Origin of the sequence: Brevundimonas sp. UBA4553 (genome assembly GCF_002387245.1) — a bacterium.
Classification (GTDB): domain Bacteria; phylum Pseudomonadota; class Alphaproteobacteria; order Caulobacterales; family Caulobacteraceae; genus Brevundimonas.
In genome coordinates this window covers 145,547-170,588 of the sequence record NZ_DGLD01000002.1, presented here as the reverse complement: position 1 = coordinate 170,588, position 25,042 = coordinate 145,547, and the positions used below count along the sequence as shown (strand labels likewise).

Genomic DNA, 25,042 nt, shown 5'->3' with positions numbered 1-25,042 from the left:
TTCCTGCCAGGCGTTGATCGCGCCGCCTTCGATCGCTTGCTCTGCCATCTTCCCCTGAATCCTCGTTGTCGTCGTGGTTATCTGTCTTATCGTGAGGTGACGCAGCGGCGGTCAAGGCTTATCCCTGTCACGGAATGACGCCCCAGCCCCTCGACGCCGCCGCAACCGAAGCCCTGCTCGCCTTCTGGCGCGATGCAGGCGTGGACGCCTGCTATCTGGACGCTCCGGTCGACCGGACGGTCTTCGTCGCGCCGCCCCCGGCCCAGATGGTGCAGAAGGCCTCGGCCAAGGTCACGGCCCTTCACGGCGGGATGTCGGGCGCAGAGGCGGTCGACGACGCTCGTCGCCTCGCAGCCGCCGCCTCGTCGATGGATGAGTTGGCCGAGGCGATCGCCGCCTTCGGCGGCTGCCCGTTGCGGGCCATGGGAGCCAAACAGGCGGTATTCGCGCGGGGCAATCCCAAGGGGTCGGTTCTGCTGGTCGGCGAAGCGCCGGGCGAGACCGAAGATCTGCGCGGCGAGCCCTTCGTCGGTCAGGCCGGGCAACTGACCGACCGGATGCTGGCGGCGGCGGGACTGGCCGATCAGGTCTTCATGACCAACACCGTCTTCTGGAAGCCGCCCGGCAATCGTCTGCCGACACCTCAGGAGCAGGCCGCCTGCGCCCCCTTCCTGGAGCGCGCCTTCGCCCTGATGCAGCCCAAAGCGGTGCTTCTGGTCGGCGCAGCGGCGGCGAAGGCGATCTTGAATACGGACGAAGGTCTGATGAAAATTCGCGGCCAATGGCGCGAATGGCGGCTGTCGGAGGGGGGCGTGTCCGCGCCTGTGATTGCGACCCTGCATCCCGCCTTCCTGCTGCGCCAGCCCCAGGCCAAGCGGGTCGTGTGGGCCGATTTACTGGATCTCGCCGCGCATCTGGATACGGCCCAGGTTGAGCCGAACGCCTGACTCGGGCATGTTGGTCTGCTGACGACCAGTCCACAGAGCGCTGACAATCCCGAGTCGAGACGGGAGCGGCGCCGACGAAGGGGGCCGCCGCGTATGTACCTTTTCCGCCGCGCGTCCTTCGCGCCCCTGCTCGCTGCTGTGCTCTGCGCGACGATTGCGCCTGCCGCCCTGGCGGCTGATGACGGCGGGGTCGCCTATACGGCGAACGACTCTGACAGAACCCCGACGGCGCTGAGCAGTTCCGACCGGCTCAGCTACACCACCGCTTTCGACGCCCTCCGGCGCGGCGATCTGGAGCTGGCCCGCAGCGCCGCTCGGCAGGCCCAGGATCGGATCCTTCTCGGTCAGGTCGAGTTCGAGCGACTGTTCCACCCAACGCACGTCGCCACCTATGACGAACTGGCGGCCTGGCTGGAGACCTATTCCGACCTGCCCATGGCCCAGCGGGTCTATACGCTCGCGATGCGCCGCCTCCCGGACGGCGCCGCCGAGCCGAAACGTCCCGGAAATCTGCTGGAGCGCACCTGGGCCAGCGTCACCGGCGCAGGCGACGGCGGCGTGACCGATCCCGCCAAGGCCGCGCGCGTGGCCCTGAACAATGATGACCTGGCGGGCGCCTATCGCACCGGCGCCGAGATGGGCGACTGGTGGAGCGCCGGTTTGGCCGCCTGGCGTCTGAACGAATTCTCCGACGCCTATCGCGCCTTCGAGCGCGTGGCCCAGGACCCGACCGAAGACCCCTGGGTCCGCGCCGGCGCCGCCTTCTGGACCGCCCGCGCCGCCGGCCGGTCGGGTCGCCAGGACAAGGTGGTCGAAAACCTGCGCCTCGCCGCACGATGGCCCGCGACCTTCTATGGTCAGGTCGCCCTGCGTCAGTTGGGCGAAGAGCCGGTGATCGAGAACATGGGACCGCGCGCCTATGGGACGACGCTGCAACGCGCCAGCCTGTCGCCCGAGCCGACGGGCGTGGACGCACGTGAACTGAACGCCTTCATCCGATCCGACGAAACCGCGCGCCGCACCGTCGCCCTCTATGAAGTCGGCCGCCGCAACGAGGCCGAGGAATCCGCCCGAACCGGCATGCGCAGCGCCGACGGCGACGCCGCCCGCCGCCTGTGGGCGGGCCTTTATCGCACCGTAGCGCCGAACCGCGCGGCCCAGGCCGAGGCCAGCCGCATCGACGCCACCCGCTATCCCATGCCCATGCTGGAGCCCGAGGGCGGCTTCACGATCGAGAAGGCGCTGGTCTATGCGATCGCGCGCAAGGAAACCGACTTCAACCCCAGCGCCCGTTCGGGGGCCGGCGCCTATGGCATGATGCAGGTCATGCCGGCGACCGCCGCCTATATGACCGGGGATCAGGGCTATGTCCGCAACCCCGAGCGGCTGTTGTCGGCGTCGACCAACATGAAGCTGGGTCAGGACTACGTGAACCGTCTGTTCCAGATCGAGTCCTTCCAGGGCGACATCCTGAAGGCCGTGGCCTCCTATAACGCCGGTCCCGGGCCGATGCTGGCGGCGATCCGTAAACTGGGGCCGGACGCCGATCCGCTGTTGCTGATCGAAACCATCGACGTGCCGCAGGCCCGCGACTACGTCGAAAAGGTCGTCGCCGCCTACTGGATCTATCAGCGCATGATGGGCGCGCCTTTGAATACGCTGGACGCCGTGGCGTCCGGGGCCAAGGCCGTGCCGATCAGGCTGGATTACGTCGCGCCGCCATCAGCCCCCATGCAGGTGGCCGAGGCCGCTGCGGTGGCCGGGACGCGCTAGTCCTCGTCAGACCACGCTGGACAGCAGCATGGCCCAGACGAAGGCGAAGGCCAGACCTGCGAGGAAATAGCCCCGCGCCGTCTTGGCCCAGTCCGTGTTTCTGCTGATCGTCCGCATCGCCCATCCCCCACGGCTCCCCGCCGTGAGGACACAATGAACGTCACTCGTTAATCGCCGGTTTTCCGCTTCGGTTAAGCGGCATTAGCCAGTGCCTGATCGCCCCAGGCGATGAAGTCGGGTTGGGCCAGCAGGGCCTCGACATAGGCGCCGGCCACGCCGTCCACGTCGCCATGCGCCGCCAGATCGATCTGGAAATGCCGGAAGCGCGCCGCCACAGGGGTGAAGAAGGCGTCGGCGATCGACCACTCGCCGTAAAGATAGTCGCCGCCTGCGCCAAAACGGGTGCGCGCCTCCCGGAAGATCTGCACCAGACGACGAATGTCGGCGGCGGTGTCTGCGCCCGTCGGCGGGGCGCTGCGGTCGGGGCCGACCATGGCGTGATCCGGCGCCATGGCGCACTCGTTACGCAGCGCCATGAAGCCGGAATGCATCTCGCAGACCGCGGAACGGGCGTGCCAGCGCGCGTGAGCGTCCACCGGCCAGAGGCGAGCCTCGGGATAGCGTTCCGCGCACCAGACCGAAATGGCCAGGCTGTCCCAGATGGTCTCACCATCAACCTTCAGCACAGGCACCCGACCGGCGGGAGAGTGGCGGGCGATCTGTTCGGCCGTATCGGGCCGGTTCAGGCGCACCACCGTCTCGGTGAAGTCCGCGCCGCAGCGCTTAAGCACCAGCCAGGGTCGCAACGACCAGGTGGAGTAGAGCTTGTCGCCGATCACCAGTTCCATGGTCGTTGCTCCTGTTGGACTATCCCCCCATCAATGGCTGGAGGACAGCTTCAGCACAACCAGGCCCGACACGATCAGGACCACCCCGCCGATGCGCATCGGCGTCAGGGCCTCGCCCAGCACCACGACCCCGACGATGAAGGCGCCGACCGCGCCGATCCCGGTCCAGATGGCGTAGGCCGTGCCCAGCGGCAGGGTCTTCATCGCCATCGACAGCAAACCGAAGCTGAGAATCATGAAGGCGATCATCCCGACCGTCGGCCAAGGCTTGCTGAAGCCGTCGGAAGCCTTCAGCAGGAAGGCCCAGACGACCTCGAGCACGCCGGCGAGAAGAAGGAAAATCCAGGCCATGACAGTCTCCCTTGCATGGCGAGCCGGGTCGTCCCGGCGGTCATGCCCAATGAAGGGAGAGGTCGTCCTCTGAAGCTCCTATCTGGGACAAGCGGATGCGAAGTCAATGGCGAACCTTGACTCGCAGGCCGTCGCGAACGACACGACCGATCCATGATCACGCGCTATACCCGCCCCGAAGCCGTCGCCATCTGGTCGCAAGAGACCAAATACAGGATCTGGTTCGAGATCGAGGCCCACGCCGCCACCAAGATGGCCGAGTTGGGCGTGATCCCGAAGGAATCGGCCGAGGCTATCTGGGCCAAGGGCAAGGACGTCGTGTTCGATGCCGACCGCATCGACGAGATCGAGCGCACCACCAAGCACGACGTCATCGCCTTCCTGACCCACGTGTCGGAAATCGTCGGCGAGGAAGCCCGCTTCCTGCACCAGGGCATGACCTCCTCGGACGTGCTGGACACCTGTTTCGCAGTGCAGCTGGCCCGCTCGACCGACCTGCTGCTGGGCGGCGTCGACCGCGTCCTGGCCGCACTGGAAGTCCGCGCCAAGGAACACAAATACACCCCGACTGTGGGTCGCTCGCACGGCATCCACGCCGAGCCCGTGACCTTCGGCCTGAAGCTGGCCGGCTATCACGCCGAGTTCCAGCGCGCCAAGCGCCGCCTTATCACCGCCCGGGAAGAGATCGCCACCTGCGCCATCTCGGGCGCCGTCGGCACCTTCGCCAATGTTGATCCGGCGGTTGAGCAATACGTCGCCGACCAGATGGGTCTGGCCGTCGAGCCGGTCTCGACCCAGGTCATCCCGCGCGACCGCCACGCCGCCTACTTCGCCGCCCTGGGCGTCGTCGCCTCGTCGATCGAGCGCCTGGCCGTGGAAATCCGTCACCTGCAGCGCACCGAAGTCCTCGAAGCCGAGGAGTTCTTCGACAAGGGCCAGAAGGGCTCGTCGGCCATGCCGCACAAGCGCAACCCGATCCTGACCGAGAACCTGACCGGCCTGGCCCGTCTGGTGCGTTCGGCCGTGACCCCGGCGATGGAGAACGTCGCCCTGTGGCACGAGCGGGACATCAGCCACTCCTCGGTCGAGCGCGGCATCGGCCCCGACGCCACGGTCCACCTCGACTTCGCCCTGCACCGTATGGCGGGCGTGATCGAGCGCCTGAACGTCTATCCCGAGAACATGCAGAAGAACATCGACCGCCTGGGCGGTCTGGTGCACTCGCAACGGGTCATGCTGGCCCTGACCCAGGCCGGCGTGTCGCGCGAAGACGCCTATGCCGCGGTCCAGGAGAACGCCATGAAGGTCTGGCGCGGCGAAGGCGCCTTCCTCGACTTCCTCAAGGCCGACGCCCGCGTCACCCTGCCCACAGACCAGTTGGAAGCTCTCTTCGACCTCGGCTACCACACCAAGAACGTCGACGTGGTGTTCAAGCGCGTCTTCGGAAGCTGACGTCATGACCGCGCGCGCCATCCGCCTGACCCCTCGGCTTGGCCGCGGGGTCAATCCGCCGGTCAAGTGAGCGACCCCAAGTCCGCCTTTCTTCCCATCGTCGACGACCATACGCGCGTGCTCGTCCTCGGCAGCCTGCCGGGCGACGCCTCGCTGAAGGCGGCGCAGTATTATGCGCACCCGCGAAACGCCTTCTGGCCTCTGATCGGCGGCGTGTTGGAGGAAGACCTCGGCGCCCTGCCCTATGAGACGCGCCTGAACCGCCTCAAGGACCGTCGGGTGGGTCTGTGGGACGTGATCGCATCCGCAGAGCGATCCGGCAGCCTGGACGCCGCCATCCGGTCGCCGGAAGCCGCCGATCTGCGAGGACTGACGTCGCGCCTGACAAGCCTGCGCGCCGTGGCCTTCAACGGCGGACTGGCGGCCAGAATGGGTCGCAGGATCCTCGCCGGACTGGACAACGTCGCCCTGATCGACCTGCCCTCCTCGAGCCCGGCGCATGCACGACCGCTGGAGGAAAAACGCCAGACCTGGTCCGTTCTGGCGCCCTATCTGGAGCGGAAGCCGATCACGGGTCGCGCCGGATAATTTGAAGCAGGACGCATCCTTTTGGCGGGCTCACCCGTAGTTCTCCCCGACGCCGCCCCCCCCCCAACCGAGCGGACGTCGATGGAGAGACGCCATGAAAATCACCCGAACCGCCACCCTCGCCACCGCATCCGTCGCCGCCCTGCTGGCCCTGGCCGCATGCGGCAACAACGACAACAAGGTCGAGACGGCCCCGGCCGAGGCCACGCCTGCCGAGACGACCGCCATGACTCCGGTCACCACCGACCCCATGGTCGGCGGCGTGGCCATGAGCCCGGCGGACAACATCGTCACCAACGCCTCCAAGGCGCCCAACCTTACGACCCTGGTCGCCGCGGTTCAGGCCGCCGGTCTGGCCACCACCCTGCAAGGCGCGGGTCCGTTCACCGTCTTCGCGCCCGACAATGCGGCCTTCGAGAAAATTCCCGCCGCGACGCGTGAAGGCCTGATGCAGCCGGCCCAGAAGGCCGACCTGACCAAGATCCTGACCTATCACGTCGTACCGGGTCGCCTGACGGCGGCGGATATCGCGGCCGAGGCCCAGAAGAACGGCGGCACGGCGACGCTGACCACGGTCCAGGGCGAGAAGCTGACGATCAAGGACGCCGGCGGCGGCAAGTGGACCATCACTGACGCCAAGGGCGGCACCTCGACCATCACCCAGGCCGACGTCGGCCAGTCGAACGGCGTGGTGCACGTCGTCGACACGGTGCTGATGCCCAAGTAACTTCGCCGCAAACGAAGAAGGGCCGCGACCATGCCGGTCGCGGCCCTTCTTTCGTCCGGAATGAACCGGGACCTATTCGCCGGCGCGGATCTGTTCGCGCGCGATTGAGGCCAGTTCGTCCATCTTGGAGCGCAGTTCGCCCTCCGAGACCGTCATGCCCGAGGCCTTGAAGTCGCCGGCGACCTTGCGGAAGACGTCTTCCTCGCCCGGTTGCTCGAAGTCGGCGCGGACCACGGCGGCGGCGTACTGTTCGGCGCTTTCGGCCGACAATTCCATTTTCTCGGCCGCCCACAGACCCAGCATCTTGTTACGACGCGCGATGGCCTTGAACTCTTGTTCCTGATCGAGGGCGTACTTGGACTCGTAGCCCTTTTCCCGATCGTCAAAGGTCGTCATTCGCGTAGTCACTCCAGTGGCGGACGGAATTGGGGTCCGCATCGCCGTCTATACCCCCCTTCCAGACGAACGCAACCAGACTCGCGGTCGCGCCCCTGACGCTAGGTTACAGGAGGATATTTGTGTCACAGACGGCCTTCGGCTAAAGGGCGTTCGATCTTATATGCACGTCGTCGATTCAGGATCGCGCCGCCCCGACCCCTAGGGCCGCGCGTTTTTCGTTTTGAGGCAGTCTGTTTTCTTCCCTTTCGGGACTCGACCATGAATTCCAAGCGCAAGAAGCTCTACGAGGGCAAGGCCAAGATCCTTTACGAAGGACCCGAGCCCGGCACGCTGATCCAGTATTTCAAGGACGACGCGACGGCCTTCAACGCCCAGAAAAAGGCGACGCTGGAAGGCAAGGGCGTCATCAACAACCGCATCAGCGAGTTCGTCATGTCGCGCCTGAACGGCATCGGCGTGACCAATCACTTCATCAAGCGCCTGAACCTGCGCGAGCAACTGATCCGTGAAGTCGAGATCATTCCGCTGGAAGTGGTCTGCCGCAACGTCGTCGCCGGTTCTCTGGCGACACGCCTGGGCCAGGAAGAGGGCACCGCCCTGCCCCGTTCGATCATCGAATTCTACTACAAGAAAGATGAGTTGAACGACCCGATGGTGACGGAAGAGCACATCACGGCGTTCAACTGGGCCACGACCCAGGAACTGGACGACATCCTGGCCATGACCGTCCGCGTCAACGACTACCTGTGCGGCATGTTCGGCGCCGTCGGCATCACCCTGGTGGACTTCAAGATCGAGTTCGGCCGCGTGTGGGAAAACGACTTCGCCCGCGTCATCCTGGCCGACGAGATCAGCCCGGACTCCTGCCGCCTGTGGGACACCGCCACCGGCGAGAAGCTGGACAAGGACCGCTTCCGTCGCGACATGGGCGACGTGATCGAAAGCTACACCGAGGTGGCTCGCCGCCTCGGCATCATGAAGGACATGCCGACCGTGATCCAAGGGGGACTGCACTAATGGCCAAGGTTAAGGTTCACGTCTTCCTCAAACCCGGCGTTCTGGACGTGCAGGGCAAGGCCGTCGAAGGCGCGCTGCAGGGTCTGGGCTGGGCCGGCGTCGCCAACGCCCGCGTCGGCAAGCTGATCGAGTTCGACCTTGATGACAGCCTGTCCGACAAGGAAGCCGAGGTGAAGCGCATGTGCGACACCCTGCTGGCCAATACGGTGATCGAAAGCTACCGGATCGAAGTCGCCTGATAGCGAAAGTCACACGGTCAGGGCCGCCCTCCGGGGCGGCCTTTTTCATTTTTGCTCGCACAGATAATCCCGGCTGAGCGGGACCGCCGTCTGCTTCTTCGTCAACTGCAACTGGAAGACCATGTGGCCCAGTTCGCGGAAGGCCACCTCGCTGGCGGCGAGATAGAATTCCCACATCCGGCAGAAGCGCTCGTCATACAGGGCCTGCGCCTCGTCGCGGCGGGCGAGGAAACGCTGACGCCAGACCCTGAGCGTCTCGGCGTAATGCAGACGCAGCACCTCAATATCCGTGACCCACAGGCCGGAACGTTCGATGGCGGGCAGGACCTCGGACAGGGCCGGAATATAGCCGCCGGGGAAAATGTATTTGCGGATGAAGGGCTGGGTCCGGCTGGGAGGCGTCTTGCGGCCAATCGAGTGGACCACAGCCACCCCGTCATCATCCAGAAGCCGGGCTATGCCGTCGAAATACTCCTGGTAGTTGGGCGCCCCCACGTGCTCGAACATCCCGACCGAGATGATGCGGTCGAAGGTCTGGTTGAGGTCGCGATAGTCCTGCAGCCGGAACTCGGCCCGGTCGGCCAGGCCGCGCTTCATCGCCCGTTCGTTGGCCGTTCGGTGCTGCTCGGTCGACAGTGTGACGCCGGTGACCCGTGCCCCCCGCTCGGCCATCGACAGGCCCAGGCCGCCCCAGCCGCAGCCGATATCAAGAGCGGTCTGGCCGGGCGTCAGCAGCAGTTTGTCGATCAACCGCCGCTTCTTGGTGACCTGGGCCTGTTCCAGGGTGGTGTCCGGCGTCTCGAAGAAGGCGCAGGAGTATTGCAGGTCCTCGTCGAGAAACAGGCGATAGAAGTCGACCGTCAGGTCGTAGTGATGGTGGACGTTGCTGCGGGCGCGCCACCGGTCGTTGGCCTGCTCCGCGCCGCGTCTGAGACGTTGCAGCAGGGTCAGTTTCCCGCCGCGCGGCTTCAACGCCAGTTGCGAGGTCGTCAGTTGCAGGAAGTCGAAGATATCGCCGCCCTCGATCTGGAAGCGGCCGTCCATGAAGGCTTCGCCCAGCGCCAGTTCGGGATTGGCGGCGATGGCGACCGCGGTTCGCATGTCGGAAATCGCCGCCGTCAGTTCGGGCCTGCCCGCGCCCGCCGTCAGTTCGCGCCCATCCGGCAGACGAACCCGGATCGCGCGTGTCAGGAAGGTCCGGTCGAGAAGGGATTGCAGCATCCGACTCTCCGCGCTTTGAACCTCGATCAAGCTTGGCTAGGAACAGACTGTCGCAGCGCAACGGTGTCGAAGCCAGACCGTTCCGTTCGCGACCCAAGAACACCGGAGCCCGCCCATGACCTTCACCCTGACCTCCGCCGATTTCCGCGATGGCGACACCCTGCCCGACGCCCAGGTGAAGGCGCTGGGCAACACCGCGCCTCAGCTGTCCTGGTCTGGCGCGCCTGAGGGCACGAAAAGCTTCGCCATCACCTGCTATGATCCCGACGCCCCGACCGGCTCGGGCTTCTGGCACTGGACCGTGGCCAATATTCCGGCCGACGTGACCACCCTCGCCGCCGGCGCCGCCCTGCCTGCGGGCGCGATCGAGGGCCGCACTGACTTCGGCGCGCCCGGTTACGGCGGCGCCGCTCCGCCTGCCGGCCACGGCCCGCACCGGTACATCTTCACCGTCTTCGCCGTGGATACGGACCGGCTGGACCTCACGGCCGACAACTCCGGCGCCGTGTTCGGCTTCAACCTGCATTTCCACACCTTGGCGCGAGCCTCGATCACCGCCACCTACGAGAACACGGGCGAGTGAGCACGGCGACCCTGGATCACGACCAAAGGCTGGCGGCGGTCCCCGACCTGTTCCGCCGTCTCATGGACCGGCCGCTCGAGTCTCTGACTCGCGCGCGCCTGCCTGCCGACGGCGCCGTCTATGTCTTCTACCACGACGATGAGCCCATCCATGTCGGCAGCCCTCCGCATCTGGAGGAACGCCGGATGCTGGCCCCATCGCTGCGGCTCTCGTTGGCCGCCAAGGTGAAGCATCCCATCGGGGGCGGCGCGCCCCAGGTCAGCGTCAGCGAGCCCGGCCGAAAGCCTGGCCGCACCCGGCCCATCAAGGCCCGCTGGCTGCAGTTGGCGGACGACCAGGATCGCCTGCTGCTCGAGCTCTACGCCGCCCAGACCCTGGGTCTTTCCGTCTCGCACCCTCGGGTTCAGGCCGAACTGTCCCACGCGTAATCGCGTGGGCGCGCAAAGAGTGATGGCCGAGTCGGTCGGCCAAGGTTGAAGCCCGCCGCGGAGACCCTATTTTGCGACGCAGCGTAAAGTTTGCTGCATTGCGATAGTTCATGCCTTCCACCGACACCGCCCCCTGTATCGACGACCGCGTCTGCGCGTCGTCGCCCGCGATGGAGGCGGTCGCCGCGCCCGGCAAGGTGGCGCTGGTGCTGCTCGCCCTGGCGATGGGCGGCTTCGCGATCGGCGTCACCGAGTTCGCCGCCATGAGCGTCCTGCCTGACTTCGCCGCAGGCCTGGGCGTCGATGAACCGACCGCCGGTCATGTCATCAGCGCCTACGCCGCCGGCGTGGTGGTCGGCGCGCCGATCCTTGCGGTGCTGGGCGCGCGCTTGCCACGCTGGCTGCTGCTGATCGGCTTCATGGCGCTGTTCGCCGTCGGCAATGCCTTGAGCGCCATCGCCCCCACCTACGAATGGATGCTGGTCTTCAGATTCCTGAGCGGCATTCCGCACGGGGCCTATTTCGGCGTGGCGGCGCTTGTCGCGGCGTCCCTGGTGCCGTTGCGGCTTCGCACCCGCGCTGTGTCCACCATCCTGATGGGTCTGACCGTCGCCACCGTGATCGGCGTGCCGGTCGCGACCGCCGTCAGCCATGAGTTCGGCTGGCGCTGGACCTTCGCCATTGTCAGCGTCCTGGCGGTGATCACCATGGCCCTGGTTGCCTTGTTCGCGCCGCGCGACCCGGCCCACGCCGACGCCAGCCCCATGCGCGAACTGGGCGCCCTGAAGCGCGGGCAGGTCTGGCTGACGCTGGGCGTCGGCGCCATTGGCTTCGGCGGCATGTTCGCGGTCTACGCCTACCTGGCCTCGACCCTGACCGCCGTGACCGGTGTCGGCGCCGAGGTCCTGCCCTGGGTCTTCGCCATGTTCGGTCTGGGCATGCTCAGCGGAAACCTGCTGGGAGCCTGGGCCGCTGACCGCTACGGCATGAAGGCGGCGGGTGGCCTGCTGTTGTGGAGCGCCGCCGCACTGGCCCTTTATCCCATCGCCGCGCCGCATCTTTGGGCCATGCTGATCGTCGTCTTCCTGATCGGCGGGGGCGGCGGCCTGGGCTCGATCCTGCAAACCCGCCTGATGGACGTGGCCGGGGACGCACAGACGCTGGCCGCCGCCCTGAACCATTCCGCCTTCAACACCGCCAACGCCATCGGCCCCCTGCTGGGCGGCATGGCCGTGGCCGCCGGCTGGGGCTGGACCTCGACCGGCTGGGTCGGCGTTACGCTGTCGCTGGGCGGATTCGCGGTCTGGGTCGTCGCCTGGCTGACCGGACGCAAGACCGCATAACGCGACGCCTGACATTCGTCCCGAAGGGTGCTAGGAGGCCCGCCCATGAGCGCAGCCGTCATCGTCTTCCCCGGTTCCAACTGCGACCGCGATTGCAAGGTCGCCGTCGAACGTTCCACTGGCGAACAGGTCCAGATGGTCTGGCACGCCGAGACCGAGCTGCCGAAAGGCCTCGATCTGATCGTCCTGCCGGGCGGCTTCTCCTACGGCGACTACCTGCGCTGCGGCGCGATGGCGGCCCAGGCCCCGATCATGCAGGCGGTCAAGAAGGCGGCCGACGACGGCGTCGCCGTTCTGGGCATCTGCAACGGCTTCCAGGTACTGTGCGAAGCCGGGATGCTGCCGGGCGCCCTGCTGCGCAACGCCGGTCTGAAATACGTCTGCAAGCCGATCAGTCTGACGGTCGCCAACGGCCAGACCCGCTTCACCTCGGGCTATCAGGGCCAGCGCGAAGTCGTGATGACCCAGGGCAATGGCGACGGAAACTACTTCGCCGACGCCGAGACCCTGGCCCGTCTCGAAGGCGAGGGCCAGGTGGTCTTCCGTTACGTCGACAATCCCAATGGCTCGGTCGCTGACATCGCCGGAATCCAGAACGAACGCGGCAATGTCCTGGGCATGATGCCCCACCCCGACCGCGCCTTCGAGGCCGAACTGGGCAGCGCCGACGGCGCCACCCTGTTCCAGAGCATCTACGCCGCGGCCTAGTCCGTTCACGGGCTTTCAGCGGACCTCGTTTTCCGATCTTGACGCCCTCGCGGCTGCGCGGCATCTGTGCCGACAGCCAAGGGGGGCTTTTAAATGATCAAGAAAATTCTCGGGATCGCCGCGATCCTGTCGCTGGGCGCGTGCGCGTCGCCCTATGTGGCCACGCCTTACGACCGGACGGCGCACAACGTGCAATCCATCACGATGATGGACGACGCCCTGCCTGAAAAGGCCATCGCCTATGAAGTCGCCTCGGTCGGCTCCAACTTCGGCCTGATCGGCGCCCTGGTCGACGCCGGCATCCAGGCCAGCCGTCAGGACGCCGTGAACGACGCCCTGATCAGCATCGACTTCGACGCCGAAGAGCGGCTGGAACGCCGCATGGCCTCGGCCTTGTCGACGCACGGCTACAACGTTGCGCCCCTGTCGGGCACGGCTCGCGATAAGCGTGACCTGCTGGAAGCCTATCCGGACGCGTCTGGCGTGGACGCCTACCTGGACGTCTCGGTGACCCACTACGGCTACCTGTCGTCGGGCGCCGGTCAGCCCTTCCGCCCCAGCGTCGGCGCCGAGGTGCGGCTGGTGAAAGTGTCGGATCGCTCGACCCTGATGGAGAACATCATCGTCTACAATCCGCTGGCGCCGGCCGAAGGGGTCGTCACCCTGGCTCCGAATCCCGAGTATGCGTTCAACAATCGCGCCGAGTTGCTGGAAAATCCTACGCGTCTGGCAGCAGGCATCGAAGACGCGCTGAACCAGGTGGCCGATACGGCCGCCCGCCTCCTGCAATAGGGCGCGGGCACATGACGCGTCTTCACGCTCTGGCGGCGGTCGGCCTGCTCGGGACAATGGCTTCGGCCTGCGCCACCGCTGCTCCGCCTCCGCCGGCGATGCTGGCCTATGTCCGGACAGATTGCTCCGTCGCGCCGGATCTGTCGGGCGCCATCAGCCTGACACCGGACAAGGAGCGGGCGGTCCATCTGGTCGCCTCCCCTGTCGGCACGGAAACGCCGTGCCTGCTCCGTGCAGGCCGTCCGTTGCCCTATGTGGTCTACACGCTTCCCGCCGATTTCGAGGACAAGACGCTGAACGTCGGCTCCACGCTGGAAGCGATGCGTATATTCGCGCCCAGCGTGGAAATTCTGGATGCAGAAGGACAGGTCACGCGCTCTTTCGAGCGGCGCGAGTACTTCTATCGCGGCCCCGTCTACTCCGTGCAGTTCCGCCCGCGGCATAACGAAGCCTACCTGCTGGTGACGGCGGCGCCTGAACTGGTCGGCCAGCAATACGACGCCATCCAGATCGGGGTCGTCACTTCGGTCGTGCCGGTCGGCATGTACTCCGCCGTCGTCAACACCGGCGTCGAGGCCAAGCAGTTGCGCACCTTCTCCTACGACGGGACGGTCCGCGTTTCGATCAACGACACCGATACCGACGAAAAGCCCAAGACCTGAAGACAGCGCGCCGCTCCGTAAGGGGCGGCGCGCTGTCTTCAGGTTCACTCCACGTCCTAGACGCCCAGCTTCGGCGCTCCGCCTCCGGCTGCGTCGATGGTGGCGAACAGGGCGCGTATCAGGACCTGCTCCTCGGTCGTGATCTCGGGCTTCCAAACATCGAAAATCAGGATGGTGCGGTCGCGACCGCTGTCGTTCCACGCCTCGTGTTCGATGGTGTCGTCAAAGGCCCAGGCCTGACCTTCCCGCCACTCCCGGACCTCGCCTCCCACGCGGAAATGGGAGCCCGGTGGCGCAATCAGCGGCAGGTGGCAGATCAAGCGCGGATTGATCAACCCATGGTGCGGCGGGATCTTCGCACCTGCCTGAAGCCTAGAGAACAGGATCGAGGGCGAACGCCCGGGGATTCGGCAGAGGGGCGCCTCCGCGAGGGCGCGGATCGTTTCGGGGCACCGGGCGGCGATGTCGGGAACTTCGGCGCCGTCTTTCCACAGAAAGACGGCGCTCCAGGCCGCATTGTGCAGCATTCCGGCCTGATCGTTCCTTGGTCGATTGACCCGGTCTTCGACATAGGGGGCGAACAGCGACGGCTCCGCGAGCACCGCGTCGAGTTCAGCTCGAATGGCGGGCGCCGCAGCCTCGACTCCGGCCAACCAGGCCACCGTATCGCGGGGCTGGAACTCGATCTGGGGGAGGCCCGGAAACATGTAGAATTTGGGCTGCTGATAGTAGAGCCGACGTCGCCCTGTCATCAGGTCAAGAGAAGCGGCGAACCGCTGACTTGAGGCTTCTGCATCGAAGCCCCGCTGTCGCAAACCGTCGCGCAGTCCGGTCTCAAATCGTCGCGCGCCTTCGACCTGGGCGCGGGCCGCCCGTTCCAGCTCGGCGCGTAAATCGGCCGAGGGCTCTGCGACCGCGCGCCCCTGGGCCAGGGCGGTGCTGTAGAAGCTGGCGGCCGCGCGATGATCTCCCTGCCCGGCCAAGGCATCGCCCTTCAGCACCAAGGCACGAGGCTCGCGCGGGTTCAGGCGCAGCAGGGCGTCTGCGGCCAACCCGAGAGCGGCGAAGTCCGCCCGTTCACGAGCGGCCCTCGCCTTAGCGAGAAGCGAACCAGAATCGGACAATCGAACATCGCTCATGGAACATGAGAACGATGCAGCGGCGGTGTGGTCAAGCGGCCTTGAGTCACGAGTTACGGGTGCGATCCAGCACGCTGGCGCTCCGCCCCAGTTCATCGACCTCGATCTCAGGTTCAGCCGGCTCGCCGTCCTCGTCCAGCGGTCGCTCGAGCGTGCCAGCCTCGCCCGATTCACCAATGGCCGCCAGCTCGCGGGCGCCGACGCCCAGGCCCTGCTCCAGGGCGCGATTGGTGTCGACCTCGTCGGTGTCGAGGGCGGGGTCTTCCGGCAGATTGTCGGGGTCGGCCATGGTGCGTCTCCTTAGGGTGGCGTCTCTCCTGACCTAAGCGGGACGAAGGCCGAGCGGTTCCGATGAACCAAATCGACCCCCGATGCGTAGATACGGCGAAGCTGAGCCGGAGCCGCCGCAATGTCCGCCGTCGAACGTCCTACGCCGCGCCAACGCACCCGTCGCCTGGTCGTCCTGGCCGCCGCCGTTTTCGCCGTCGTGGTTCCGGTCGTGCAGAACCTGGGAGGCTTCGGTCTGTCCCAGGCCGAGTTTGCAGCGGACGGCGACCGGACGTTACAGGTGGCGGGCTACGCCTTCTCCATCTGGGGGCTGATCTACCTGGGCCTGCTGGCCTACGCCGTTCGTCAGGTCCTGCCGCAGACGGGCGAAAGCGTGCTGATCAACCGCATGGGCTGGCCCTCGGCGGTCGCCATGTTCGGCATCGGCATGTGGATCGTCGCCGCCGCCCTGAATCTGAAGGCGGCCAGCGTCGTCATCATCTTCGCCTCCCTGCTGGCCCTGCTGGTCCCGTTGCTGGTCAACGCCGGGACCATTCGCGCGACCGGCGTGGCCGACCGCGATCGCTGGTTCCTGATCTGGCCGCTGGCGGCGCTGGCGGGCTGGCTGACGATCGCCGCGCCGTTGAATCTGATCACCACGGCGACCGCCCTGGACGCCCTGCCCGCCTTCGTCTCTCCCACAGGCTGGGCCATCATCGCGATCGCGGTGGTGGTTCTGGTGGCGATCGAAGTCACCCTCTATCTGCGCACGCTCTTCTACGCCCTGCCGATCGCCTGGGGGCTGGTGGGGGCCTTCGTGGCGGAACAGGAGCGGAATCCGATGCTTGGCTTCACCGCCCTGGGCGCCGCCTTCCTGCTGGTCGTGGCCGCGGTCATCCTCGTCTTCGGCCTGAAACGCGGGATCGAGCGCCGCCGCTGATTGGACGGGCTGACAGGAGGCTCAGACCCGGCTAGAAGCCCCGCCCATGAGCGCTCCGCAAAAGACCATCGCAGAATTGGCCGCTGAATACGGTCTGGCTCCGAACGAGTATGAGGTCCTGCTGGACCGGCTGGGCCGCGAGCCCAACCAGGTCGAGCTGGGCGTCTTCTCGGTCATGTGGTCCGAGCACTGCTCCTACAAATCCTCCAAGAAGCAGCTGATGAAATTCCCGGTCACGGGACCACGCGTCATCTGCGGCCCGGGCGAGAACGCCGGGGTGATCGACATCGACGACGGCGACGCCTGCATCTTCAAGATGGAGAGCCATAACCACCCCTCCTATATCGAGCCCTATCAGGGCGCGGCGACGGGCGTGGGCGGCATCATGCGCGACGTCTTCACCATGGGCGCCCGCCCGGTGGCCCTGCTGAACGCCCTGCGCTTTGGCGATCCCTCGCACGAGAAATCCAAGCGTCTGGTCAAGGGCGTGGTCGCCGGCATCGGCGGCTATGGCAACTGCGTCGGCGTGCCGACGGTCGCGGGCGAGACCAACTTCCACAAGGGCTACAACGGCAACATCCTGGTCAACGCCATGTGCGTGGGCGTCGCCCGGGCCGATGAGATCTATTATTCGGCTGCGCCCGAAGCAGGTCACGACGTGGTCTATTTCGGTTCCAAGACGGGCCGCGACGGCATCCACGGCGCCACCATGTCCTCGACCGAGTTCGACGACGAGTCGGAGGCCAAACGCCCCACCGTCCAGGTCGGCGATCCCTTCGCCGAGAAGCTGCTGATCGAGGCCACGCTGGAGCTGATGGCCTCGGGCGCCGTCGCCGCCATTCAGGACATGGGTGCGGCGGGCCTGACCTCTTCGTCGGTCGAGATGGCCGGCAAGGGCGGCGTCGGCGTCGAGCTGGACCTCGACAAGGTGCCCCAGCGCGAAACCGGCATGACCGCCTATGAGATGATGCTGTCAGAAAGCCAGGAGCGGATGCTGGCGGTCCTCAAGCCCGGCTTCGAGGACGTCGGCTATCGCATCTTCCAGAAATGGGGCCTGGACTTCGCCATCATCGGCAAGACGACCGACACCGGCCATCTGGTGCTGAAGCATCACGGCGAGGTGGTCTGCGACGTGCCGCTGGCCCCGCTGTTCGACGACGCTCCTCTCTATGACCGTCCCTGGGTCCAGCCGGAATTGCAGCCGCGCCTCGACCCGGCCGAGGTTCCTGCCCCGGGAAGCTGGAACGACGCGGTCATCCAGGTCATCGCCTGCCCCGACATGGCGTCCAAGCGCTGGATCTGGGAACAGTACGACCGTCACGTCATGGCCGACACTCTGCAGGACTCCTCGACCGGCGCCGACGCCGGCGTGGTCCGCGTCCACGGCACGGACAAGGGTCTGGCCGTGACCTCGGATTGCACTCCGCGCTATGTCCAGGCCGACCCCTATGAAGGCGGCAAGCAGGCCGTGGCCGAGGCCTGGCGCAACCTGACCGCCGTGGGCTCGCGCCCCATCGCCATCACCGACAACCTCAACTTCGGCAACCCGCAGCGCCCCGAGATCATGGGCCAGATCGTGCGCGCCACCGACGGCATGGCCGAGGCCTGCCGCGAGCTGGACTTCCCCGTCGTCTCGGGCAACGTCAGCCTCTACAACGAGACGAACGGCGTCGCCATTCCGCCGACCCCGACGGTCGGCGCGGTCGGCCTGCTGACCAACTACGACGTGGTCACCGGCTTCGGCGGCGTGGTCGAGGGCGATGTCCTGGTCCTGATCGGCCAGACGCATGGCGAGCTGGGTTCCTCCATCTATCTGCGCGAGGTTCTGGGCCGCGAAGACGGCGCCCCGCCGCCGGTGGACCTGAAGCTGGAAAAGAAGACCGGCGACTTCGTGCGCGGCCTGATCGAGACCGGCGAGCTGACGGTCGTTCACGACCTGTCGGACGGCGGTCTGGTCGGCGCCGCCGCCGACCTGGCTCTGGCGTCTGACGTCGGCATCGAGCTTAACGCCTCCAGCGCTGCCCACGCCCACGCCTTCCTGTTCGGTGAGGATCAGGCCCGTTATCTGGTCGCCGTCTCGGACGCCGAGGGCCTGATCGCCAAGGCCCAGGACGCCGGTCTGCACGCCTCGGTCGTCGGCGTCGCCAAGGGCGCGGACTTCGCCTCCTCGGGTCCGAAGGGCGAGTTGTACCGCATCCCCGTCGCCCACCTGCGCGAAATCCACGAAGGCTGGATGCCGAACTGGATCGAGGGCTGATGCGCCTGCGCGCCGTCGCTTTCGTTGTCGCTGGCGCGGCCCTTCTGGCCGCCTGCGACATCGAGGGCGGCGACCCGGTGCAGCACGCGCTGCGCGACGCCGCGGCGGCGCGGCAAGCCGCAGCGCTGAAGACCACCGAGGAAGAACAGGCGTCCCGGCCATCCGCTGAGGCTGGCGAGGAACTGGCGCGCCTGATCGCCGCCCGCCGCCAGGCGGTCGAAGACACCCGCGCCCTCCTGGCCACGACCACGGATCCGGCCCTGAAAGGTCAGTTGACCGGCGACTTGCGCGCAGACGAGGGCCGCTTGCGCGCGCTGGAAGCCCAGCAGAAGGCGATGGCGGTTCAATAGGGCCTCGCCCTTTATTTTGACATCTTAGTCAATAACTATGATGCGCTTCGGAGAAGGAGCGCTTCATGACCGACGACGCCGCCTCGACCTTTCGACCTTGGACGCCCCCGCGCCGGACGGAACGGCTCAGCCTGCTGCCGTTCCTCTGGCAGAGCTGGCGGGATCCCCTCGCCATCTGGGGCGAGGCGCATTTCAAGGAACTCTACATCTCCGGCCAGTCTCCGCTGGGCCGCTCGCTGGTGGTCAGCGACCCGGCGGGCGTGCGTCACGTCCTGACCGACAACGCCGCCAACTATGTGAAGGGCGATCTGCAACGGCGGGTGCTGGGCCCCATGCTGGCGGACGGGCTGCTGCTGACCGAAGGCGAACAGTGGCGGCGCGCGCGACGCATCATGGCTCCCTTGTTTACTCCCGCTCATACGGCGCGCACGGCCGAGGCCATGGACCGGGTCTGCCGCCGCCGGGTCGAGGGCTGGCGACTGGAGCATGGCGCGCGCGTGCTGAACATCGACAGCGAGATGAGCGGCCTGACCTTCGACATCCTGTCGGCGACGCTGTTCTCGGACGATCTGGACGGGGATGCAGCGGGGTTCGAAAAGGCGCTGAACCATTTCCTGGCGGTCGGGGCGCGGATCAGCCCTCTGGACGCGCTCAAGGCCCCAGACTGGATTCCGCGCCTGGGGCGGGTGGCGGCAGGCGGCGACGCGCGCTTCTTCAAGGAAAGGGTCGATGCCCTGGTGGCGCGCCGCCGCGCACGGATCGAACAGGACGACGACGCGCCCGAGGACCTGCTGACCGCCCTGCTCAGCGCTCGCGACGAGGAAGGCGACGGCGCGGGTCTGTCCGACCACGAGGTCGCGTCCAACATCCTGACCTTCATCCTGGCGGGACATGAGACGACGGCCCGAACCCTGGGCTGGACCCTGCACCTGATCAGCCGCGACGCGCGTGTGGCTTCGTTGCTCAAGGCCGAGGCCGACGGCTGGGATCGCCGCGCGGCCACCCTGCGCGACCTGCACTGGCACCGCGCGGTGATCGAGGAGGCCATGCGCCTGTTCCCGCCCGCTCCGGCCATGATCCGGCAGGCGCTGGAGGACGACGAAATCGGCGGGCATGAGGTGAAGGCGGGTCAGAGCGTGTTGATCGCGCCATGGGTCATCCATCGACACGAGAAGCTGTGGGACGAGCCGGACGTCTTCCGCCCCGAACGCTTCCTGCCCGAGAACCGCAAGTCGATCGACCGCTACGCCTGGCTGCCCTTCAGCAGCGGCCCACGCATCTGCATTGGCGCCGCCTTCGCCATGCAGGAGGCGATCATCGCCTTGGCCGAAATCCTGAAAGTCGCCGAGGTCGAGGCCATCACCCCGATCGAGCCGCGCCCCGTCCACCAGGTGACGCTGCGCAGCCAACGGACCATGCGGTTGAGGTTGAGGGCGCGACGGAATCGCGCCGAAGCGGCCTAGACCTGCGGGATGGCCTGGCTCAGGCGCCCGCCGACGCGGATGGCTTCAATCCGCGTGGCCAAGCCTGTGCGGTCGTCGGTCTCGACGAAGACGCCGCAGATGGTGGCCGGGCCGCTGGCGGGGGTGTAGCGCCCGCCGGACAGACGCGTGGTGAAGCGGCGCAGCGGCTCTTCCTTGTCGTTGCCAATGACCGAGTCATAGTCGCAGCAGCCGCCCGCGTCGGTCTGATAGGCCGTGCCGTGGGGCAGGATCTGCGCGTCGGCGGTCGGGACGTGGGTGTGGGTGCCGACCACCAGGCTGGCGCGGCCGTCGCAGAAGTGGCCCATGCCCATCTTCTCGCTGGTGGCCTCGGCGTGCATGTCGACGATGACGGCGTCGGCGACGACGCCGAGGGGCGCTGCTTCCAGCTCGCGCTCGACGGCGCTGAAGGGGTCGTCCATCGGGTCCATGTGCACCCGGCCCAGGACGTTGATCACCAGCACGCGGCGGCCGTCCGCGGTGACGAAGACGTCAGCGCCGCGCCCAGGCGCATCCATCAGGCGCGGATAGTTGGCCGGACGGATCAGGCGCGGCTCGCGCACGATATAGGTCAGGGCCTCGCGCTGGTCCCAGCTATGGTTGCCCAGCGTCAGGACGTCGGCCCCGGCGGCGAAAATCTCGCGCGCCGTGTTTTCTGTGATGCCGAAGCCGCCTGCGGCGTTCTCGGCGTTGACCACCACAAAGTCGAGCTTGAGGTCGCGCCTCAGCCCCGGAAGGTGGTCCGTAAGTCCATCGCGGCCGGACTTGCCGACAACGTCACCGAAAAACGCCAATCTCATAGGGCGGCTCTATAACCCTTCTCGGTCAAAACGCCATGCAGGCGCATGTCGTGTGGCTCAAGCCTCAGGCGCTCGACCGCCTGACCGGCGTAGGCGAAGCCGACGCGCACGGCGTCGGGCAGGACGGCGAACGTCCGGTCGTAATAGCCCCCGCCCTGACCCAGCCGCCCGCCATGGGCGTCAAAGGCCAGCAGAGGCGTCAGGATCAGGTCGGGCGTCACGGTCTCGGCCAGCGGCAGAGGCGCGGGGCATCCTGCGGCGTCCAGCTCCAGCGGCTCGCCCGGCGCCCAGGCGCGAAAGATCATGGCCGTGTCGCGCTCGATCACCACCGGCAGGCAGAGGCGACGGCCCGCCTGATGCAGCGCGACGGCCAAGGCGTCCGTGTCCAGCTCCGACCCCATGGCGCGATAGAGAGCGACGGTTTCGCCCGACGGCAGAGCCCCGGCGTGTCCGGCGGCGCGCTCGGCGGCTTCGCTATCGACCTCGGCCAGCCGCTTGCGCAGGGCGCGCATGGCGGCGCGGAGTTCGTGTTTGGAGGTCATGGGGCTTCTCTAGCCGACTTGCGCGAGAACGCCCATCAATCCTCTCCCGCTTCGAGGGGAGGATCGCCCGCGCTCAGGCAGCGGGGCCACAGGCCGAGCGATAGCGCAAAACGCGCTCAAGCCGCGAGCGACCGCGTCGCGAGCATAGCGCACTAAGAATGAAAGGGTGGCGGCGCCGCAAGAACCGTGAAGAGCGTTTTAATCCTCTCGACCTGGGTAGCCAGGTGGGCTCCATATGCCCAGGCCCTCGAGCCCGGACAGGGACAGATCCCGTAGAGTGAATTAAGGTCAGAAGGATATGTTGTCTTCGACGTGAGCCGCAGCAGGACCCGCCGTCGAGCAAGATAGGCGCTCCATTGCATTTCAACAATGGCGAACCGCCGCGCGTCATCCCGGAAAGCGCGCAGCGCTTATCCGGGGCCGCCGCAAACGCGACGTCCTGGGCGATCCCGGCTCTTCGCTACCCTGCGGCCGGGATGACGCCAAGCGACGGTCAGATCGTTTGACAGATCTTCTCAATGCGGGCGGCCACCGCATTCAACGCCTCGGCCACGCCGTCGCCGGAGGGAGGCGGCGGAGCTTTCTGCGGGCCGTCCTGCTCGGCCGGGCCCTGTCCGCTCTCCAGACGCTGCCGCGCCTCATGCAGTTCGTCGGCCAGCATCAGCGAGGCCATCAGGAACAGGCGCAGGTCGCCGACATGGCCGACGTCGCCGGCGATCTGGCGGACGTGAGTGTCGAACTGACGAGCCAGGATGCCGACGCGTTCTTCCTGACCATCGGCGCAACCGACCGCATAGGAGCGACCATTGACCTCTACCGTAACGGTCGCCATCAGCGCGCCTCCTGCTCGGCCAGGACCTCGCGCACGGCCTCTGCCGCCCGGCCCAGAGCCTCGGCGGCGTCGCGGCCTGCGGCCTCCAGCTCGCCTATGCGCGCCAGGTCGGCCGCGTTCGACGGGCGGGGCGCGAACAGATCGTCGTCAGCAATGGCGGGGGCGGTGGCCGGACGCGCTTTCAGCTCCAGCACCTTGCGTTCCAGCAGGGCCAGAGCCTTGTCGATGCGTGTCTTTGCGGCCGTAACGGCGTCCATAGGGGTCCTTTCGTCCAGATTCCGTATAGAACCTGTGCGCGCGTCGGGGTAAAGCGGCGCCGCCCCGCTATATCCTGTTTCCTGAGGAAAGGTCTCGCCGTGACCGACGCCCAAGCTGCATTCGCCAAGCCTTCGCCCAAACAGATGGCGGACGCCATCCGCGTTCTGGCCATGGACGGCGTCGAGAAAGCCAAGAGCGGCCACCCCGGCATGCCGATGGGCATGGCCGACGTCGCCACCGTCCTCTACTCGAAATTCCTCAAGTTCGACGCCAGCCGCCCCGACTGGGCCGACCGCGACCGCTTCATCCTGTCGGCGGGTCACGGCTCGATGCTGATCTACAGCCTGCTGCATCTGACGGGCTACAAGGACGCGACCCGGGAACAGCTGGAAAACTTCCGTCAGTGGGGCGCCAGGACCGCAGGCCACCCAGAATATGGTCACATGACCGGGATCGAGACGACCACCGGCCCCCTGGGTCAGGGCATCGCCAACTCGGTCGGTTTCGCCCTGGCTGAGCGTCATCTGGCCGCCCGCTTCGGTTCGGATCTGGTCGACCACCGCACCTGGGTCATCGCCGGCGACGGCTGCCTGATGGAAGGCGTGTCGCAGGAAGCCATCGCCCTGGCCGGCCGCCTGAAGCTGAACAAGCTGTGCGTCATGTGGGACGACAACGAGATCACCATCGACGGCAAGGTGTCGCTGTCGGACTCCACCGACCAACTGGCCCGCTTCAAGGCCTCGGGCTGGGCGGTCAAGGCCATCGACGGCCACGACCACGGCGCGATCAAGAAGGCGCTGGCCTGGGCGACCAAGCAGTCGAAGCCGACCCTGATCGCCTGCAAGACCAAGATCGGCAAGGGCGCCGCCACCATGGAGGGCAGCCACAAGACTCACGGCGCGGCCCTGGGCGCCACCGAGATCGCCGCCACGCGCCAGGCTCTGCGCTGGGCCTTCGAACCGTTCGACCTGCCGGAAGGCATCCAGAAGGCCTGGGCCAAGGTCGGCAAGCAGGGCGCCAAGACCCGCAAGGGCTGGGAAGCCCGCCTGCTGAACCACGCCCAGCGCGACGACTTCACCCGCGCCATGGCCGGCGACCTGCCCACCGGCGCCTTTGAGGCCCTTGAGGCCAAGCTGAAGTCGCTGGTCGTCGACCAGCCCGCCCTGGCCACGCGCCAGTCCTCGGGCGAGGCGCTGGAGACGGTGTTCAACGCCATTCCCGAACTGATCGGCGGCTCGGCCGACCTGACCGGCTCGAATAACACCTTCGTCAAGAACACCCAGATCCTCGACGCGCCCGACTACGCCGGTCGTTACGTCAACTGGGGTGTGCGCGAGCACGGCATGGCTTCGGCCATGAACGGCATGGCCCTGCACGGCGGCGTCATTCCCTACGCCGGCACCTTCATGGTCTTCTCGGACTACAGCCGCCCGGCGATCCGCCTGGCCGCCCTGATGGGCGTGCGCGTGGTCCACGTCCTGACCCACGACTCGATCGGTCTGGGCGAAGACGGCCCGACCCACCAGCCGGTCGAGCATCTGGCGGCCCTGCGCGCCATCCCCAACCTGATGGTCTTCCGCCCCGCCGACACGGTCGAGGCGCTGGAGTGCTGGCAGGTCGCCCTGCAGCACAAGAAGACCCCGTCGGGCATGTGCCTGTCGCGTCAGAAGACCCCGGCGGTCCGCCTGACCGACGCCGGCGAGAACCTGTCGCGCAAGGGCGCCTATGAGCTGAAGGCCGCCAACGGCGCAGCGAAAGTCACCCTGTTCGGCACCGGCACTGAAGTCGCCCTGGCGCTGAAAGCCGCTGAGACGTTGGAAGCCGAAGGCGTGCCGACCCGCGTCGTCTCGGTCCCCTGCTTCGAACTGTTCGAACAGCAGCCCAAGGCCTATCAGGACGCCGTCATCGGCCGCGGCACCGTCCGCGTCGCCGTGGAAGCCGCGATCAAGCAGGGCTGGGAACGCTTCATCGGCGAAGACGGCGGCTTTGTCGGCATGACCAGCTTCGGCGCCTCGGCCCCGGCCGAAGTCCTTTACCGCGAGTTCGGCATCACCGCCGAGGCCGTGGTCGAAGCCGCCAAGGCGCGACTGTAAGCCTC

At 67.0% G+C, this 25,042-nt stretch carries 28 protein-coding genes and 1 other RNA gene; 18 read left to right on the top strand and 11 right to left on the bottom strand.

All coding sequences use genetic code 11. The features are described from left to right. Positions 1–134: 134 nt before the first annotated feature. Positions 135–947, top strand: coding sequence for a uracil-DNA glycosylase (locus tag B4A39_RS02255; protein ID WP_292032819.1), 813 nt, complete (start codon positions 135–137; stop codon positions 945–947). 93 nt (positions 948–1,040) lie between these two features. Continuing rightward, positions 1,041–2,720, top strand: a complete 1,680-nt coding sequence (locus tag B4A39_RS02250; RefSeq protein ID WP_292032817.1) for a lytic transglycosylase domain-containing protein — start codon at positions 1,041–1,043, stop codon at positions 2,718–2,720. Between the two features lie 191 nt (positions 2,721–2,911). On the opposite strand, the gene B4A39_RS02245 is transcribed toward B4A39_RS02250, so the two are convergent. Next, on the bottom strand, positions 2,912–3,568 hold the full coding sequence (locus B4A39_RS02245) for a glutathione S-transferase family protein (protein ID WP_292032815.1): 657 nt from the start codon (positions 3,566–3,568) through the stop codon (positions 2,912–2,914). A 30-nt stretch (positions 3,569–3,598) separates the two neighbouring features. Next, a complete protein-coding gene (locus tag B4A39_RS02240) occupies positions 3,599–3,919 on the bottom strand; it encodes a DMT family transporter (protein WP_292032813.1) in 321 nt (106 codons plus the stop codon). Positions 3,920–4,072: 153 nt separating this feature from the next. Between B4A39_RS02240 and purB the strand changes: the two genes are divergently transcribed. The 3 genes from purB (at position 4,073) to B4A39_RS02225 (ending at position 6,686) form a co-directional block, all read left to right on the top strand. After that, complete coding sequence (gene purB / locus B4A39_RS02235; RefSeq protein WP_292032811.1) at positions 4,073–5,371, top strand: adenylosuccinate lyase; 1,299 nt, start codon at positions 4,073–4,075, stop codon at positions 5,369–5,371. A gap of 66 nt (positions 5,372–5,437) precedes the next feature. Next, positions 5,438–5,959 carry a DNA-deoxyinosine glycosylase gene (locus tag B4A39_RS02230; protein ID WP_292032809.1) on the top strand — a complete coding sequence of 174 codons (522 nt, stop codon included), beginning with the start codon at positions 5,438–5,440 and terminating at the stop codon, positions 5,957–5,959. Between the two features lie 94 nt (positions 5,960–6,053). Next, positions 6,054–6,686 carry a fasciclin domain-containing protein gene (locus tag B4A39_RS02225; protein ID WP_292032807.1) on the top strand — a complete coding sequence of 211 codons (633 nt, stop codon included), beginning with the start codon at positions 6,054–6,056 and terminating at the stop codon, positions 6,684–6,686. A gap of 72 nt (positions 6,687–6,758) precedes the next feature. Here B4A39_RS02225 and B4A39_RS02220 read toward each other — a convergent pair whose 3' ends face one another. Further along, positions 6,759–7,082: a DUF1476 domain-containing protein gene (locus tag B4A39_RS02220; protein WP_292032806.1), complete on the bottom strand. Its 324-nt coding sequence runs from the start codon at positions 7,080–7,082 to the stop codon at positions 6,759–6,761. Positions 7,083–7,343: 261 nt separating this feature from the next. Here B4A39_RS02220 and purC point away from each other — a divergent pair, with 261 nt between their 5' ends. Together purC and purS are read left to right on the top strand one after the other, a co-directional pair. Continuing rightward, a complete protein-coding gene (purC, locus tag B4A39_RS02215) occupies positions 7,344–8,102 on the top strand; it encodes a phosphoribosylaminoimidazolesuccinocarboxamide synthase (RefSeq protein WP_292032804.1) in 759 nt (252 codons plus the stop codon). Further along, positions 8,102–8,341, top strand: coding sequence for a phosphoribosylformylglycinamidine synthase subunit PurS (gene purS, locus B4A39_RS02210; RefSeq protein ID WP_292032802.1), 240 nt, complete (start codon positions 8,102–8,104; stop codon positions 8,339–8,341). Before purC ends, purS begins: the two co-directional genes overlap by 1 nt. Before the next feature lie 45 nt (positions 8,342–8,386). Here purS and B4A39_RS02205 read toward each other — a convergent pair whose 3' ends face one another. Beyond that, positions 8,387–9,562, bottom strand: coding sequence for an SAM-dependent methyltransferase (locus tag B4A39_RS02205; RefSeq protein WP_292032800.1), 1,176 nt, complete (start codon positions 9,560–9,562; stop codon positions 8,387–8,389). 115 nt (positions 9,563–9,677) lie between these two features. On the opposite strand from B4A39_RS02205, the gene B4A39_RS02200 reads away from it, so the two are divergent. From B4A39_RS02200 to B4A39_RS02175, 6 genes are all read left to right on the top strand, one after another. Next, positions 9,678–10,145 carry a YbhB/YbcL family Raf kinase inhibitor-like protein gene (locus tag B4A39_RS02200; RefSeq protein ID WP_292032798.1) on the top strand — a complete coding sequence of 156 codons (468 nt, stop codon included), beginning with the start codon at positions 9,678–9,680 and terminating at the stop codon, positions 10,143–10,145. Further along, entirely contained in the window at positions 10,142–10,573 is a 432-nt protein-coding gene (locus B4A39_RS02195) for a hypothetical protein (protein WP_292032797.1), read from the top strand. The genes B4A39_RS02200 and B4A39_RS02195 overlap by 4 nt, the downstream gene beginning before the upstream one ends. Before the next feature lie 110 nt (positions 10,574–10,683). Further along, positions 10,684–11,916 (top strand): MFS transporter, encoded by a 1,233-nt coding sequence (locus B4A39_RS02190; RefSeq protein ID WP_292032796.1) that lies wholly within the window; start codon positions 10,684–10,686, stop codon positions 11,914–11,916. A gap of 45 nt (positions 11,917–11,961) precedes the next feature. Beyond that, positions 11,962–12,624: a phosphoribosylformylglycinamidine synthase subunit PurQ gene (gene purQ / locus B4A39_RS02185; protein ID WP_292032795.1), complete on the top strand. Its 663-nt coding sequence runs from the start codon at positions 11,962–11,964 to the stop codon at positions 12,622–12,624. A 93-nt stretch (positions 12,625–12,717) separates the two neighbouring features. After that, the gene (locus B4A39_RS02180) at positions 12,718–13,416 is read left to right on the top strand and encodes a hypothetical protein (RefSeq protein ID WP_292032793.1); all 699 of its coding nucleotides are present in this window, start codon (positions 12,718–12,720) and stop codon (positions 13,414–13,416) included. A gap of 11 nt (positions 13,417–13,427) precedes the next feature. Continuing rightward, positions 13,428–14,078, top strand: coding sequence for a MalM family protein (locus B4A39_RS02175; RefSeq protein WP_292032791.1), 651 nt, complete (start codon positions 13,428–13,430; stop codon positions 14,076–14,078). Positions 14,079–14,134: 56 nt separating this feature from the next. On the opposite strand, the gene B4A39_RS02170 is transcribed toward B4A39_RS02175, so the two are convergent. Beyond that, complete coding sequence (locus B4A39_RS02170; RefSeq protein WP_292032789.1) at positions 14,135–15,202, bottom strand: aspartyl/asparaginyl beta-hydroxylase domain-containing protein; 1,068 nt, start codon at positions 15,200–15,202, stop codon at positions 14,135–14,137. Between the two features lie 61 nt (positions 15,203–15,263). Next, positions 15,264–15,506: a hypothetical protein gene (locus B4A39_RS02165; protein ID WP_292032787.1), complete on the bottom strand. Its 243-nt coding sequence runs from the start codon at positions 15,504–15,506 to the stop codon at positions 15,264–15,266. A gap of 120 nt (positions 15,507–15,626) precedes the next feature. Between B4A39_RS02165 and B4A39_RS02160 the strand changes: the two genes are divergently transcribed. The 4 genes from B4A39_RS02160 (at position 15,627) to B4A39_RS02145 (ending at position 20,494) form a co-directional block, all read left to right on the top strand. Then, positions 15,627–16,424, top strand: coding sequence for a hypothetical protein (locus tag B4A39_RS02160; protein WP_292032785.1), 798 nt, complete (start codon positions 15,627–15,629; stop codon positions 16,422–16,424). Positions 16,425–16,470: 46 nt separating this feature from the next. Next, positions 16,471–18,681 carry a phosphoribosylformylglycinamidine synthase subunit PurL gene (purL, locus tag B4A39_RS02155; RefSeq protein ID WP_292032783.1) on the top strand — a complete coding sequence of 737 codons (2,211 nt, stop codon included), beginning with the start codon at positions 16,471–16,473 and terminating at the stop codon, positions 18,679–18,681. Further along, positions 18,681–19,031 carry an indole-3-glycerol-phosphate synthase gene (locus B4A39_RS02150; RefSeq protein ID WP_292032776.1) on the top strand — a complete coding sequence of 117 codons (351 nt, stop codon included), beginning with the start codon at positions 18,681–18,683 and terminating at the stop codon, positions 19,029–19,031. Before purL ends, B4A39_RS02150 begins: the two co-directional genes overlap by 1 nt. A gap of 65 nt (positions 19,032–19,096) precedes the next feature. Next, positions 19,097–20,494, top strand: a complete 1,398-nt coding sequence (locus tag B4A39_RS02145; protein ID WP_292032774.1) for a cytochrome P450 — start codon at positions 19,097–19,099, stop codon at positions 20,492–20,494. On the opposite strand, the gene B4A39_RS02140 is transcribed toward B4A39_RS02145, so the two are convergent. The 5 genes from B4A39_RS02140 to B4A39_RS02120 all read right to left on the bottom strand — a co-directional run bounded on the left by B4A39_RS02140 (position 20,491) and on the right by B4A39_RS02120 (position 22,943). Then, a complete protein-coding gene (locus B4A39_RS02140) occupies positions 20,491–21,312 on the bottom strand; it encodes a TIGR00282 family metallophosphoesterase (RefSeq protein ID WP_292032772.1) in 822 nt (273 codons plus the stop codon). The genes B4A39_RS02145 and B4A39_RS02140 overlap by 4 nt on opposite strands. Next, positions 21,309–21,854: a 5-formyltetrahydrofolate cyclo-ligase gene (locus B4A39_RS02135; RefSeq protein ID WP_292032768.1), complete on the bottom strand. Its 546-nt coding sequence runs from the start codon at positions 21,852–21,854 to the stop codon at positions 21,309–21,311. Before B4A39_RS02135 ends, B4A39_RS02140 begins: the two co-directional genes overlap by 4 nt. A 168-nt stretch (positions 21,855–22,022) precedes the next feature. Next, positions 22,023–22,183: non-coding RNA, 6S RNA (gene ssrS, locus B4A39_RS02130), on the bottom strand. A gap of 164 nt (positions 22,184–22,347) precedes the next feature. Continuing rightward, positions 22,348–22,686, bottom strand: a complete 339-nt coding sequence (locus tag B4A39_RS02125) for a cell division protein ZapA (RefSeq protein WP_292032766.1) — start codon at positions 22,684–22,686, stop codon at positions 22,348–22,350. Next, on the bottom strand, positions 22,686–22,943 hold the full coding sequence (locus B4A39_RS02120) for a hypothetical protein (RefSeq protein ID WP_292032763.1): 258 nt from the start codon (positions 22,941–22,943) through the stop codon (positions 22,686–22,688). The genes B4A39_RS02125 and B4A39_RS02120 overlap by 1 nt, the downstream gene beginning before the upstream one ends. A gap of 144 nt (positions 22,944–23,087) precedes the next feature. Here B4A39_RS02120 and tkt point away from each other — a divergent pair, with 144 nt between their 5' ends. Then, positions 23,088–25,037, top strand: a complete 1,950-nt coding sequence (tkt, locus tag B4A39_RS02115) for a transketolase (RefSeq protein ID WP_292033299.1) — start codon at positions 23,088–23,090, stop codon at positions 25,035–25,037. The last annotated feature ends 5 nt before the right edge of the window (positions 25,038–25,042 follow it).